This is a genomic window from Pseudomonas sp. ANT_H4 (assembly GCF_008369295.1).
GTDB lineage: Bacteria > Pseudomonadota > Gammaproteobacteria > Pseudomonadales > Pseudomonadaceae > Aquipseudomonas.
On the sequence record NZ_VOBG01000039.1, the window covers coordinates 1 to 13,232 of the forward strand.

The following is a 13,232-nucleotide window of genomic DNA, read 5'->3' on the forward strand; positions in this document are numbered from 1 at the left end:
AGCAATGCCGGAGTGAAGGCATGCCGAGCCTAAGCGAGGCACCAAGTGGTGGGGCAAGAGCCTTTTGGTTACTTTTGGGCTCTTTTCAAAAGTGACACGCCGTAAGGGCGTAACCCTAATCCGCCCCAACCAAAATAACGGATATGTACCCAACCCAACCTCAGCCCGCCTGGTACCCCATCAACTGCTCCTCACACAAAATCCGAATCGTGCGCCGCTGCACCTCGATCATCCCGCCATCCACCAGCCGATGCAGAATTCTGGAAAACGTCTCCGGCTGGATCCCCAGTTTCGACGCCACCAACCGCTTGGGCACCTGCAACACCACATCGCCACTGAGCGCATCGCGTTCCTGGAGCAAAAAGTTGATCACCCGCCGACTGGCATTCGCCAGGGTCAGGGTGTCGATGTCCTTGAGTCGTTGATGCAGGTGAATGCTCATGGTCGCCAGGATCGCCAGGCAAATTTTTGGCTGGACCTCCAGGGCCTTGCGGTAGTGATGGCCTTCGATGGTCACCAGCAGACTGTCCTTGAGGGCCGTGGCGCTCACCGGATAGGCCTTGGCCTGGCTGAACAGCAAGGCTTCGGCAAAGGTCTGGCCGGGGCGGATGACTTCCACCAGGTGTTCCTGGCCTTCGCCGGTGACCCGGTGCAATTTGATCTGGCCGCTCACCAGCAGGAAAAACCGCTCGGCGGGATCGCCCTGGTGCATCAACGTGGCGTGGGCGGGCAGGCGTTTGAGGTTGGCCAGGGTGCAGACGTCCTGGAATACTTTTTCCGGCAACTGACTGAACAGGTGATGGCGGCGCAGGGTTAAAACGATGGATGGGTGGGTCAGCATGGCGTACCTCCGGTCTCGCCCATGGTAGGCCGTGACACTGGCGGGGCCTATGCCTCTACCGGGCTACCTCCAAAGAGGCAGGGCTAGATGTACAACTACAACGCGTAGCAGCAACTGTCTTGGTGACTTTCTTGGTGACTTTTGTTCAGACCGAATTTATCCAGCCTGACGCAGATGCTCCATCGCCCACACCGCCGCCTCTACCCGCGAGCGCAACCCCAGTTTGTGCAGCAAATTCTTCACATGCACCTTCACCGTTCCTTCGGTAATCCCCAGCTTGTGCCCGATCACTTTGTTGCTGTACCCGCCGGCAATGGTCTTCAACACCTGGCGTTCACGTTCCGTCAGTTCCACCGCCGCATGGGGCTGCGGTGAACGCAAGGCCTGGGCGAGGACGCGGGTCAGGCCGGGGCTGATCACCAGGGCGCCGTGGAGGGCGTCGCGGATGTACTGGATCAGAAGTTCCGGCTCCATGTCCTTGAGCAAATAACCGTTGGCATCCAGGCGCAGGGCGTCGCGGATGTCGTCTTCGGCATCGGACACGGTAAACAGCAGCACCTTGCCGGCGTAGTCCATGGCCCGCAGGCGGCGCAGGGTTTCCAGGCCGTTCATTTGCGGCATGTTGTTGTCCAGCAGCACCAGGTCCGGTTGCAGCGACTCGATCAGCCCCAGGGCTTCTTCGCCGTTGCCGGCTTCGCCGACTACCTGCAGGTCATCTTCCAGTTCCAGCATCTGGCGCATGCCGTGGCGCATCATCGGGTGGTCGTCTACCAGCAGGATGTGGTGGCGCAGGGGAGTGTTCATGAAAAGCTACCTTGTAGGGACTGTCCGAGAAATTCCGGGCGGAACAGCAATTGCACCCGCGTACCCTGAGGCTCGCGGGAAGAGATATCGAGCTGGCCGTGCAGGCTGCGGGCACGCTCGTCCATGATGGTCAGGCCGTGGTGTTCGCGCTGGTCCACGGCGCCGCTGAAGCCACGGCCATCGTCTTCGATGCTCAGGGTCACGGTTTCGCCGCTCTGGCGCAGTTGCAGCCAGGCGTTTTGCGCATGGGCGTGGCGCAGGCAGTTGGACAGGGCTTCACGGGTGATTTGTAGTAGGTGAATCTGCTCGCTGGCGGAGAGTTGGAAGGCCAAGGCATCGACGTGCAGGTGCACCTGGAATTCGCCCCGGCGGGAGAATTCTTCGGCGGTGTCCTTGAGTTCCTGCACCAGCCCGGCATCGTGGATTTGCAGGCGGAAGGTGGTGAGCAACTCCCGCAACTGGCGGTAGGCATTGCTCAGGCCTTCGCGCAGTTCGCCGGTGACGGTTTCCAGGGTTTCCACCGGTTCGCCTCGGCGCAGCAAGGTTTGCATGCGGCTGACTTGCAGCTTCATGTAAGACAGGGCCTGGGCCAGGGAATCGTGCAGTTCCCGAGCGATGATGGTGCGTTCGTCCAGCAGCAACAGGCGGTGATCCTGTTCGCGCTGACGCTTGAGGGACAGAGAGGTGCCGATCAGGTTGGCCAGGGCCTGGATCAGTTCATTCTCCCAGCCCTGGGGCGGATGGCCGTCGACAAAGTGTGCCTTGAGCTCCCCCAGTTCCGCGCCCTGGTTGCTGATGCTGAACATTTGCGGTGGGGCGACGTGATGCCGCTCGCAGGTGGCGCAATCGCCGATGGCGCAGATGTTGCGGCTGTTCTCGCCATGCAGGGCGAGCATCTGCTGGGCCGGTGCAAGGAAATGGCCTTTCAGGCACAGCGACAGGCGCAGGCCCGGCAGGCGTTTCTGGAAGCGGCGGATCAACTCGTCGAGGACTTCGGCATTGGCCTGGCGCGTGGCCAGGCTGCGGCTGCTTTGGTAGAGCAATTCGAGGGCCGCGTTGGCCTGTTGCAGATTGAGGGTTTTCTGCTGGACCTGGCTTTCCAGGGTGCGATGGGACTCTTCGATGGTTTCGGCCAGGGTGTTGAAGCTCAGGGCAAGCTGGCCCAGTTCATCCTGAGAGCGGTGGTTGACCCGGGTCTTGTAGTCACCGTCGCGAAAGCGCCGGGTAGCGTCGACCAATTCCTGCAGGGGCGTGACCACGCCGTACTGCAACTCATAAAGGCCCAGCAGCAGGATTATCAGGGTGCTGAACAACGCCAGGCCCTGGATCAGTTGCTGCCAGCTTTGTTTATGTTCGCTTTGTTGCTGCAACAGGCTGACGAACTGGTTGAGCCGTTCGACGAAAGCCGGGGCTCGCTCACGGAAAAATACCCCGTCACCGCGCTCCAGCGCCGGGCGCAACTCAAGGTTCCAGTGTTGCTGGATCTGCTGGTAGCTCTGTTGCAGGGAACTGTTAGGGCCGTCTTCCAGCACCGCCTTGAGGGACTGGCTGTCCAGGCGCCGTTGCAGGCTTTGGGTGATCTTTTTTATTTCCTCATCGCTGGCGCTGTCGGAGAGTTTCCAGCTCAGGTGGTAGGTCTCCATGCGCACGGAGCCGGCGGTATTGATCGCGGCGCCATCGCCCTGGCTGAACCAGGCGATCAGCCCAGCGCTCAGGGAACTGGCCAGGGCCAGAACTGCAATCAAGATTACTGCCAGGCCGGCGCGAGCGGGTAGGGAGCTGCGCAGCCAGTTAAACATCACGGTGTAATCGAAGGGTGGAAAGAAGCAGCATGGCGGCACCTGAAACGGGGAATGGTGGATAAAAAACGCAATCCCTGGCGCACTACCTCTAAAGAGTTGCCGGCAAACCCTCCCATGGGAAAACACCGGCACAAGAGATCAATCCATTGATAAATAAAGACTTTCTCTTGTTATTGGATCTACCTCCTTAGAGGTAGATGGCCCCAGCATAGGCCAATACCCCCCAGGCGTTCGTTGATCTGGGTCAAGTTCTGCGGGGGTGTGGCCCCTAACCTGCGCTCATGGAATAACTTTCTGGAGCGCAAACCGTGACTCAACCGCGCGTAAAACAGGGTCTAGTGCTGGGTATGAGCACGCTGGCCTTCACCGTGTGCTTTATGGTCTGGATGATGTTCGCCGTGCTCGGCGTGCCAATCAAGGAACTGCTGCAACTCAACGAAACCCAATTCGGCCTGCTGGCTGCCACCCCGGTCTTGACGGGTTCCCTGGTGCGCCTGCCCCTGGGCCTGCTGACCGACCGCTTCGGCGGGCGCATCGTCTTCTTCGTGTTGATGCTGACCTGCGTGCTGCCGCTGTACCTGATCACCTACGCAACTGCCTATTGGCAGTTCCTGGTGCTGGGGCTGTTTGTTGGCCTGGCCGGTGGTTCGTTCTCGGTGGGCATCGCCTACGTCGCCAAGTGGTTCGACAAAGAGAACCAGGGCTTTGCCATGGGCGTATTTGGCGCCGGTAACGCCGGCGCGGCAGTGACCAAGTTTCTTGCTCCTGCCTTGATTGCCTTTGGCACCTGGCACCTGGTGCCAAAGGTGTTCAGCGCGATCCTGTTTATCACCGCGCTGCTGTTCTGGTTCCTCACTGCCGAGAACAAGGCCCACCGCAGTGCCGGTGGCGCCACCTTGCGCGAGCAGTTGCTGTGCCTCAAGGACCCGGCCGTGTGGCGCTACTGCCAGTACTACTCGATTGTCTTTGGCGGCTATGTGGCCCTGGCGTTGTGGATGACCAAGTACTACGTCCAGGAATACGGCTTCAACCTGCAAAGTGCTGCACTCCTGGCGGCCTGTTTCTCCTTGCCGGGCGGTGTGCTGCGGGCAGTAGGCGGCTGGATGTCCGACCGCTGGGGCGCGCAAAGCGTGACCTGGTGGGTGTTGTGGGTGAGTTGGGTCTGCCTGTTCCTGCTGTCGTACCCGCAAACCCAACTGCAAGTGCAGACCGTCAACGGCCCGCTGGATTTCCATATCGGCCTTAACGCCACGGTGTTCACCGTGCTGCTGTTCGTGATGGGCATCGCCTTCGCCTTTGGCAAGGCCTCGGTGTTCAAGTACATCGCCAACGACTACCCGCAAAACATGGGTGCGGTGTCGGGCATTGTCGGCCTGGCCGGCGGCCTCGGCGGGTTTGTGCTGCCGATCATGTTTGGCGCTCTGGTGGACCTCACCGGCGTGCGCTCTTCCTGCTTCATGTTGATGTACGGCGTGGTCTGGGTGTCCTTGACCTGGATGTACTTCAGCGAAATTCGCAAGCAGCCGCTGCTCGGTAAAGCGCCTGCGGCCCAGCCTCTCCAAGGAGAATGAACATGACCCTTTTGCAAAAACCCGAATCGGGTCCGGTGATCCACGACTGGCGCCCTGAAGATCCGGCGTTCTGGGGCCGTAGCGGCAAACAGACCGCCACCCGTAACCTGTGGATCTCCATTCCTGCGTTGCTGCTGGCCTTCGCCGTGTGGATGGTCTGGAGCACGGTGATCGTGCGCCTGAACGCCATCGGTTTCAGCTTCACCACCGACCAGTTGTTCTGGCTGGCGGCATTACCGGGCTTGTCCGGCGCGACGTTGCGGGTGTTCTACTCGTTCATGGTGCCGATCTTCGGCGGGCGTCGCTGGACCGCCCTGAGTACCGCATCGCTGCTGCTACCATCGTTGTGGATGGGTTTTGCGGTGCAGGACCCCAGCACGTCTTACAGCGTGTTTGTACTGATCGCCTTGTTGTGCGGCTTTGGTGGCGGCAACTTCGCCTCCAGCATGTCCAACATCAGCTTCTTCTACCCCAAGTCCCAGCAAGGTACGGCCCTGGGCTTGAATGCCGGCCTGGGTAACCTGGGTGTGTCGGTGATGCAGTTTTGCGTGCCGCTGGTGATCACTTTCGGTGTGTTCGGCCTGATGGGCGGCCAACCGCAAATTCTGGAAGACGGCAGCCAGTTGTGGCTGCAGAACGCCGGGTTTATCTGGGTGCCGTTCATCATCGTCGTCACTGTATTCGCCTGGTTCGGCATGAATGACCTGTCCAGCGCTCGCGCTTCGTTCAGCGACCAGGCGGTGATCTTCAAGCGCAAGCACAACTGGCTGATGTGCTGGTTGTACCTGGCGACCTTCGGTTCGTTCATCGGCTTCTCCGCTGCCTTTCCGCTGCTGATCAAAACCTCATTCCCTGATGTGATTGCTTTGAAATTCGCCTTCCTCGGCCCATTGGTTGGCGCCCTGGTACGGCCGCTGGGCGGCTGGCTGGCAGACAAGCTGGGCGGCGCACGAGTGACCTTGTGGAACTTCGTGCTGATGATCGTGATGGTGTTCGGCGTGCTGCACTTTTTGCCGCAGAACGGCGAGGGCGGCAACTTCTACGGCTTCCTCGGCATGTTCATGCTGCTGTTCATTACCACCGGCGTCGGCAACGGTTCGACCTTTCTCATGATCCCGGTGATCTTCCGCACCCAGCATGAAAAAGCCAGCGCCGGCCAACCCGCCGAACAGCGTGAGCAAGCCCTGAAAAACGCCAGCAAGGAATCGGCCGCAGTGCTCGGTTTCAGCTCGGCCATGGGCGCCTTTGGGGCGTTCTTTATTCCCAAAACCTTCGGCTCGTCCATGGCTTACACCGGCAGCCCGGCGATGGCCTTCTACATGTTTGTCGGCTTCTACCTGAGTTGCATCGTCGTGACCTGGTGGTGGTACGCCCGCAAAGGCGCCGAGACCCCCTGCTAGCCGACCCCAATTCACCCTTTGCGTGGGCGGGGCGTAGACCCCGCAGCAAGCCTGAGAGGAAAGCATCATGAGTCACTTACTGGATCAACTGCGGTTCTTCAACCGTAAGCAAAACGAGTTCTCCGACGGCCACGGCGAGACCCGCAAGGAGTCTCGCGACTGGGAAAACGTTTACCGTTCCCGCTGGCAGTACGACAAGATCGTGCGTTCCACCCACGGTGTGAACTGCACCGGCTCGTGTTCGTGGAAGATCTACGTGAAGAACGGCCTGATCACCTGGGAAACCCAGCAGACCGACTACCCGCGTACCCGTAACGACCTGCCTAACCATGAGCCCCGTGGCTGCCCTCGTGGTGCCAGCTACAGCTGGTACATCTACAGCGCCAACCGGCTCAAGTACCCGAAAATTCGTAAGCCATTGCTCAAGCTGTGGCGTGAAGCACGCCTGACCCTGGCGCCTGTTGAGGCCTGGGCCAGCATCGTCGAGGACAAGGTCAAGGCCGACTCCTACAAGAGCAAGCGCGGCATGGGTGGCTTCATCCGTTCCAACTGGGAGGAAGTCAACGAGATCATCGCCGCCTCCAACGTCTACACCATCAAGCAATACGGCCCGGACCGCATTGTCGGCTTCTCGCCGATCCCGGCCATGTCGATGGTCAGCTACGCCGCAGGTTCACGTTACCTGTCGCTGATCGGCGGCGTGTGCCTGAGCTTCTACGACTGGTACTGCGACCTGCCACCGGCCTCGCCGATGGTGTGGGGCGAGCAGACCGACGTGCCGGAATCGGCCGACTGGTACAACTCCAACTACATCATCGCCTGGGGTTCCAACGTCCCGCAGACCCGTACCCCGGACGCCCACTTCTTTACCGAGGTGCGCTACAAGGGCACCAAGACCGTCGCCATCACCCCCGACTATTCGGAAGTGGCCAAGCTCACCGACCTGTGGCTCAACCCCAAGCAGGGTACCGACGCCGCGCTGGCCCAGGCCTTCAACCATGTGATCTTCAAAGAATTTCACCTGGACAAGCCGAGCGCCTATTTCACCGAATACGCCAAGCGCTTTACTGACTTGCCGGTGCTGGTGATGCTCAAGCCCATGACCGGTTTTGCACCGGGCGCCGGGTTCCAACCGGATCGCTTCCTGCGCGCCTCGGACCTGACTGGCAACCTGGGCCAGGAAAACAACCCGGAATGGAAAACCATCGCCCTCGATGAAAGCGGCGAACTGGTCTCCCCGCAAGGCTCCATCGGCTATCGCTGGGGCGAGAAGGGTAAGTGGAACATTCTGCCCAAGGAAGGCGGTGAAGGTCGTGAGATCGACCTCAAACTGAGCCTGATCGGTGATGACGTCGCCGAAGTAGCCTTCCCGTATTTTGCCGGTGAAGCACAGGAATACTTCCAACACGTGGCCGGTGATGCCGTGCAGTTCCGTCGCGTGCCGGTGCACAGCGTGACCCTGGCTGACGGCAGCGTCGCCAAAGTCGCCACCGTGTTCGACCTGTCGGCGGCCAACCTGGCCATCGACCGTGGCCTGGGCGGCGCCAACGTGGCCAAGGACTACGACGACGCCAGCGTACCGGGCACTCCGGCCTGGCAGGAGCAGATCACTGGCGTTAGCCGTGAGAAAGCTATCCAGATTGCCCGTGAGTTTGCCGACAACGCCGACAAGACCAAGGGGCGCTCGATGATCATCGTCGGCGCGGCGATGAACCACTGGTACCACATGGACATGAACTACCGCGGGCTGATCAATATGCTCATGCTCTGCGGTTGCGTCGGCCAGACTGGCGGCGGTTGGGCTCACTACGTGGGCCAGGAAAAACTGCGTCCACAATGCGGCTGGTTGCCACTGGCCTTCGGCCTGGACTGGAACCGTCCGCCACGCCAGATGAACGGCACCAGCTTCTTCTACGGCCACAGTTCCCAGTGGCGCCACGAGAAGATGAGCATGCACGATGTGCTCTCGCCATTGGCCGACAAATCCCAGTTCCCGGAACACGCGCTCGATTACAACATCCGCGCCGAACGCGCCGGCTGGTTGCCTAGTGCACCGCAACTTAACACCAACCCGTTGCATATCTGCCGCGACGCTGCTGCCGCTGGCATGGACCCGAAAGACTACGTGGTCAAGTCCTGGCAGGACGGCACCCTGCGCTTTGCCTGCGAACAGCCGGACAGCCCGGTGAACTTCCCGCGCAACATGTTTATCTGGCGCTCCAACCTGCTGGGCTCCTCGGGCAAGGGCCACGAGTACATGCTCAAGTACCTGCTGGGCACCAAGAACGGCGTGATGAACGAAGACATCGGCCATAGCAGCGAGTGCAAGCCTACTGAAGCTGAATGGGTCGAAGACGGCGCCATTGGCAAGCTTGACCTGGTGACCACGTTGGACTTCCGTATGTCCTCCACCTGCGTCTATTCCGACATCGTGTTGCCGACCGCAACCTGGTACGAAAAAGACGACATGAACACCTCGGACATGCACCCGTTCATTCACCCGTTGTCGGCTGCTATCGACCCGGCGTGGGAATCGCGTTCTGACTGGGAAATCTACAAGGGTATCGCCAAGGCCTTCTCGGCCATGTCGGTCGGGCACCTGGGTGTCGAGCAAGACTTGGTCACCGTGCCGTTGATGCATGACAGCGTTGGCGAACTGGCCCAGCCGTTTGGCGGCACCGACTGGAAAAGTGCCGGTGTGGCCCCGGAACCGGGCAAGAACGCGCCGAACATGGCCGTAGTGGAACGGGACTACCCGAACATCTACAAGCAGTTCTCGTCGCTCGGCCCGATGCTGGAAAAACTCGGCAACGGCGGCAAAGGCATCAACTGGAACACCGATGAAGAGGTCGAGTTCCTGGGTGAGCTGAACCACCACGAAAATGACGCCGGTATCAGCCACGGTCGGCCAAAAATCGACACGGCCATCGACGCCGCTGAAGTGATCCTGTCCCTGGCCCCGGAAACCAACGGCAAGGTCGCCTTGAAAGCCTGGGCGGCGCTGTCGGAATTCACCGGCATCGACCACAGCCACCTGGCGATTTCCAAGGCTCATGAAGCCATTCGCTTCCGCGATATCCAGGCGCAGCCGCGCAAGATTATTTCCAGCCCTACCTGGTCGGGCCTGGAAGACGAACACGTCAGCTACAACGCCGGCTACACGAACGTTCACGAAGGGATTCCATGGCGCACCATCACTGGCCGCCAGCAGTTCTACCAGGATCACCCGTGGATGCAGGCCTTCGGCGAGCAGCTGATGAGCTACCGGCCACCGGTCAACACCCGCACCATCGAAGGCGTGAAGGGCAAGCGCAGCAACGGCGAGACTGAAATCGTCCTGAACTGGATTACGCCGCACCAGAAGTGGGGTATCCACAGCACTTACAGCGACAACCTGCTGATGCTCACCTTGAGCCGTGGCGGGCCGATTGTCTGGCTCTCGGAAATCGACGCCAAGCGCGCCGGGATCGAGGACAACGACTGGATCGAGTGCTTCAACGTCAACGGTGCCCTGACCGCACGGGCGGTAGTTAGCCAGCGGGTCAAGGAAGGCATGGTGATGATGTACCACGCCCAGGAACGGATTGTGAACGTGCCCGGTTCGGAAACCACCAAGACCCGTGGCGGCCACCACAACTCGGTGACCCGCGTAGTGCTCAAGCCGACCCACATGATCGGCGGCTATGCCCAGCAGGCCTACGGTTTCAACTATTACGGCACGGTCGGTTGCAACCGCGATGAGTTTGTCGTGGTGCGCAAGATGTCCAAAGTCGATTGGCTCGACGGTTCCAGCGGCGATGACCTGCCGCGTCCATTGCCGACCGATATCGAGGAGAACTGAGATGAAAATTCGCTCACAAATCGGCATGGTCCTGAACCTGGACAAATGCATCGGCTGCCACACCTGCTCGATCACCTGCAAAAACGTCTGGACCAGCCGCGAAGGCATGGAATACGCCTGGTTCAACAACGTTGAATCCAAGCCCGGCATTGGCTACCCGAAAGAATGGGAAAACCAGGACAAGTGGAAGGGCGGCTGGGTGCGCAACGCCAATGGCTCGATCAACCCACGCATCGGCGGCAAGTTCCGGGTGCTGGCGAATATTTTCGCCAACCCCGACCTGCCGAGCCTGGACGACTACTACGAGCCGTTCGACTTCGACTATCAGCACCTGCACACCGCGCCTTTGGGCGAGCACCAGCCGACCGCGCGCCCGCGTTCGCTGGTGTCCGGCAAGCGTATGGAAAAAATCGAGTGGGGCCCAAACTGGGAAGAAATTCTCGGCACTGAGTTCGCCAAGCGCCGCAAGGACAAGAACTTCGACCAGATCCAGGCCGACATCTACGGGGAGTATGAGAACACTTTCATGATGTACCTGCCTCGCCTGTGCGAGCACTGCCTTAACCCGGCGTGCGCGGCATCCTGCCCGAGCGGTGCGATCTACAAGCGTGAAGAAGACGGTATCGTCCTGATCGACCAGGAAAAATGCCGGGGCTGGCGCATGTGCATCAGCGGCTGCCCGTACAAAAAGATCTACTTCAACTGGAAAAGCGGCAAGTCCGAGAAGTGCATCTTCTGCTACCCGCGTATCGAAGCCGGCATGCCCACCGTGTGTGCGGAAACCTGCGTCGGTCGTATTCGCTACCTCGGCGTGCTGCTGTATGACGCCGACCGCATCAGCGAAGTGGCGAGCACCGCCAATGAACATGACCTGTACGAGAAGCAGCTGGAAATCTTCCTCGACCCTAACGACCCAGCGGTGATTCACCAGGCTCTGGCCGATGGCGTGCCGCAGTCGGTGATCGACTCGGCCCAGCGTTCGCCGGTCTACAAAATGGCCGTGGACTGGAAACTGGCACTGCCGCTGCACCCGGAATACCGCACCTTGCCGATGGTTTGGTACGTGCCGCCGCTGTCGCCGATCCAGAACGCTGCTGCTGCCGGCACCGTGGGCATGAACGGGGTGATCCCGGATGTCGACAGCCTGCGCATCCCTTTGCGTTACCTGGCCAATATGTTGACGGCGGGTGATGAAAAACCGGTCAAGCGTGCCTTGAAACGCCTGCTGGCGATGCGTGCCTACAAACGCTCCCAGCAAGTGGACGGGGTACAGGACCTGCAAGTGCTGGAAGACGTCGGCCTGAGCGTGGACCAAGTGGAAGAGATGTACCGCTACCTGGCGATTGCCAACTACGAAGACCGTTTTGTGGTGCCAAGTGCCCACCGTGAAGATGCCATGAGCGATGCCTTCGCCGAGCGTTCCGGTTGTGGCTTCAGCTTTGGCAGCGGTTGCAGCGGCAGTTCCGATACCAACATGTTCGGCGCCAAGAAGGCCAACCGCCGCGACGTGCTGAAAACCGTACAGATTTGGGAGGATTGAATATGCGCATCCTGAAAGTAATTTCGTTGCTGCTGGACTATCCCACCGAGACCCTGGTGGCCGGTCGTGACGAACTGGAGCGGGCAATCATCGAGTCGCGGGAAATCAGCCCCAAGCAGCGCGGCGCGCTGTTCGATCTGCTGGAACTGATCTGCGGCAATGACTTGATGGACGGCCAGGAACACTACGGCGCGCTATTTGGCCGTGGCCGTTCGCTGTCACTGCTGTTGTTCGAACACGTCCATGGCGAGTCCCGCGACCGGGGCCAGGCCATGGTCGACATGATGGCCCAGTACGAGGAAGCGGGATTCGCCATCGGCGTCAAGGAGCTGCCGGACTACATCCCGCTGTACCTGGAGTTTTTGTCCACCCGCGAAGACATCGAGGCCCGCGAGGGCCTGGCAGATGTGGCGCACTTGCTGGCGTTGCTGGCGGCACGCCTGGACGAACGCGAGAGCGGCTATGCCGCTTGCTTTCGCGCGCTGCTGCAGATTGCTGGCGCCGAACCGCACCAGGCTGTTGCCGAGTTGCGGGAGCAAGTAGCGGCCGAGCCTCGGGACGACTCCCTCGAAGCCCTGGACAAGATCTGGGAAGAGGAGGCCGTGGACTTTATGCAGGCCGAGCAGCAGGACCGTTGCAGCTCGATGCCCAGCGCACAGGGCAAGGCTCGCGAGGAAAGCGCAGTGCCATTGCACTGGGTGGATTTTCAGCACGAAGGGCTGGCCGCCGCGCCAGCCAAGGAGGCGGGTAATGTCTAAGTGGAATTTGCTGGTATTTGGGGTTTACCCCTACGTCGCCCTGGCGATCTGCCTGTTGGGCAGTTGGGCGCGCTTTGACCTGTCCCAGTACACCTGGAAGGCCGGCTCCAGCCAAATGCTCAACAACCGTGGCATGCGCGTGGCGAGCAACTTCTTCCATATCGGCGTGCTGTTTGTGCTGGCCGGACACTTTGTCGGGCTGCTGACGCCGGCATCGATCTACCACCATGTGATCAGTACCGAGAACAAGCAGTTGCTGGCGATGGTCTCCGGTGGCTTCTTTGGCCTGCTGTGCCTGGTGGGCTTGCTGATGCTGGTCAAGCGCCGCCTGGGTGACCCGCGTGTTCGTGCGACATCGAGCCCGTCGGACATCATGATTTTGCTGGTGCTGCTGGCGCAGTTGCTTCTTGGTTTGCTGACTATCGTTGCCTCCACCGGCCACATGGACGGTTCGGTCATGGTGATGCTCGCTGACTGGGCGCAGAACGTGGTGTTGCTGCGGCCGGTGGAAGCTGCAGCGGCGATTGCCCCGGTGAGCCTGATCTACAAGGCCCACGTGGCGTTGGGCTTGACGCTGTTTGTACTGTTCCCGTTTACCCGTCTGGTGCATATGGTCAGCGCGCCGATCTGGTACCTGGGTCGTCGTTATCAAATCGTTCGGCAGAAGTACTGAGG

General features: G+C 60.4%; 9 protein-coding genes. 6 read left to right on the forward strand and 3 right to left on the reverse strand.

From position 1 onward, the window contains the following. Positions 1-160: 160 nt before the first annotated feature. From FQ182_RS27830 to FQ182_RS27840, 3 genes are all read right to left on the reverse strand, one after another. Entirely contained in the window at positions 161-841 is a 681-nt protein-coding gene (locus tag FQ182_RS27830; protein ID WP_149412445.1) for a Crp/Fnr family transcriptional regulator, read from the reverse strand. A gap of 156 nt (positions 842-997) precedes the next feature. Further along, positions 998-1,645, reverse strand: a complete 648-nt coding sequence (gene narL / locus FQ182_RS27835) for a two-component system response regulator NarL (protein ID WP_149412444.1) — start codon at positions 1,643-1,645, stop codon at positions 998-1,000. Continuing rightward, the gene (locus FQ182_RS27840) at positions 1,642-3,444 is read right to left on the reverse strand and encodes a HAMP domain-containing protein (protein ID WP_149412443.1); all 1,803 of its coding nucleotides are present in this window, start codon (positions 3,442-3,444) and stop codon (positions 1,642-1,644) included. The genes narL and FQ182_RS27840 overlap by 4 nt, the downstream gene beginning before the upstream one ends. A gap of 311 nt (positions 3,445-3,755) precedes the next feature. Here FQ182_RS27840 and FQ182_RS27845 point away from each other — a divergent pair, with 311 nt between their 5' ends. The 6 genes from FQ182_RS27845 to narI all read left to right on the forward strand — a co-directional run bounded on the left by FQ182_RS27845 (position 3,756) and on the right by narI (position 13,230). Continuing rightward, a complete protein-coding gene (locus FQ182_RS27845; RefSeq protein WP_149412442.1) occupies positions 3,756-5,018 on the forward strand; it encodes a nitrate/nitrite transporter in 1,263 nt (420 codons plus the stop codon). A 2-nt stretch (positions 5,019-5,020) separates the two neighbouring features. Continuing rightward, positions 5,021-6,418 (forward strand): NarK family nitrate/nitrite MFS transporter, encoded by a 1,398-nt coding sequence (locus tag FQ182_RS27850; RefSeq protein ID WP_149412441.1) that lies wholly within the window; start codon positions 5,021-5,023, stop codon positions 6,416-6,418. A gap of 67 nt (positions 6,419-6,485) precedes the next feature. After that, a complete protein-coding gene (locus tag FQ182_RS27855) occupies positions 6,486-10,259 on the forward strand; it encodes a nitrate reductase subunit alpha (RefSeq protein ID WP_149412440.1) in 3,774 nt (1,257 codons plus the stop codon). A 1-nt stretch (position 10,260) separates the two neighbouring features. After that, positions 10,261-11,799, forward strand: coding sequence for a nitrate reductase subunit beta (gene narH, locus FQ182_RS27860; RefSeq protein WP_149412439.1), 1,539 nt, complete (start codon positions 10,261-10,263; stop codon positions 11,797-11,799). Between the two features lie 2 nt (positions 11,800-11,801). Continuing rightward, entirely contained in the window at positions 11,802-12,557 is a 756-nt protein-coding gene (gene narJ / locus FQ182_RS27865; RefSeq protein WP_149412438.1) for a nitrate reductase molybdenum cofactor assembly chaperone, read from the forward strand. Beyond that, positions 12,550-13,230 carry a respiratory nitrate reductase subunit gamma gene (narI, locus tag FQ182_RS27870; protein WP_149412437.1) on the forward strand — a complete coding sequence of 227 codons (681 nt, stop codon included), beginning with the start codon at positions 12,550-12,552 and terminating at the stop codon, positions 13,228-13,230. Before narJ ends, narI begins: the two co-directional genes overlap by 8 nt. Positions 13,231-13,232 lie beyond the last annotated feature (2 nt).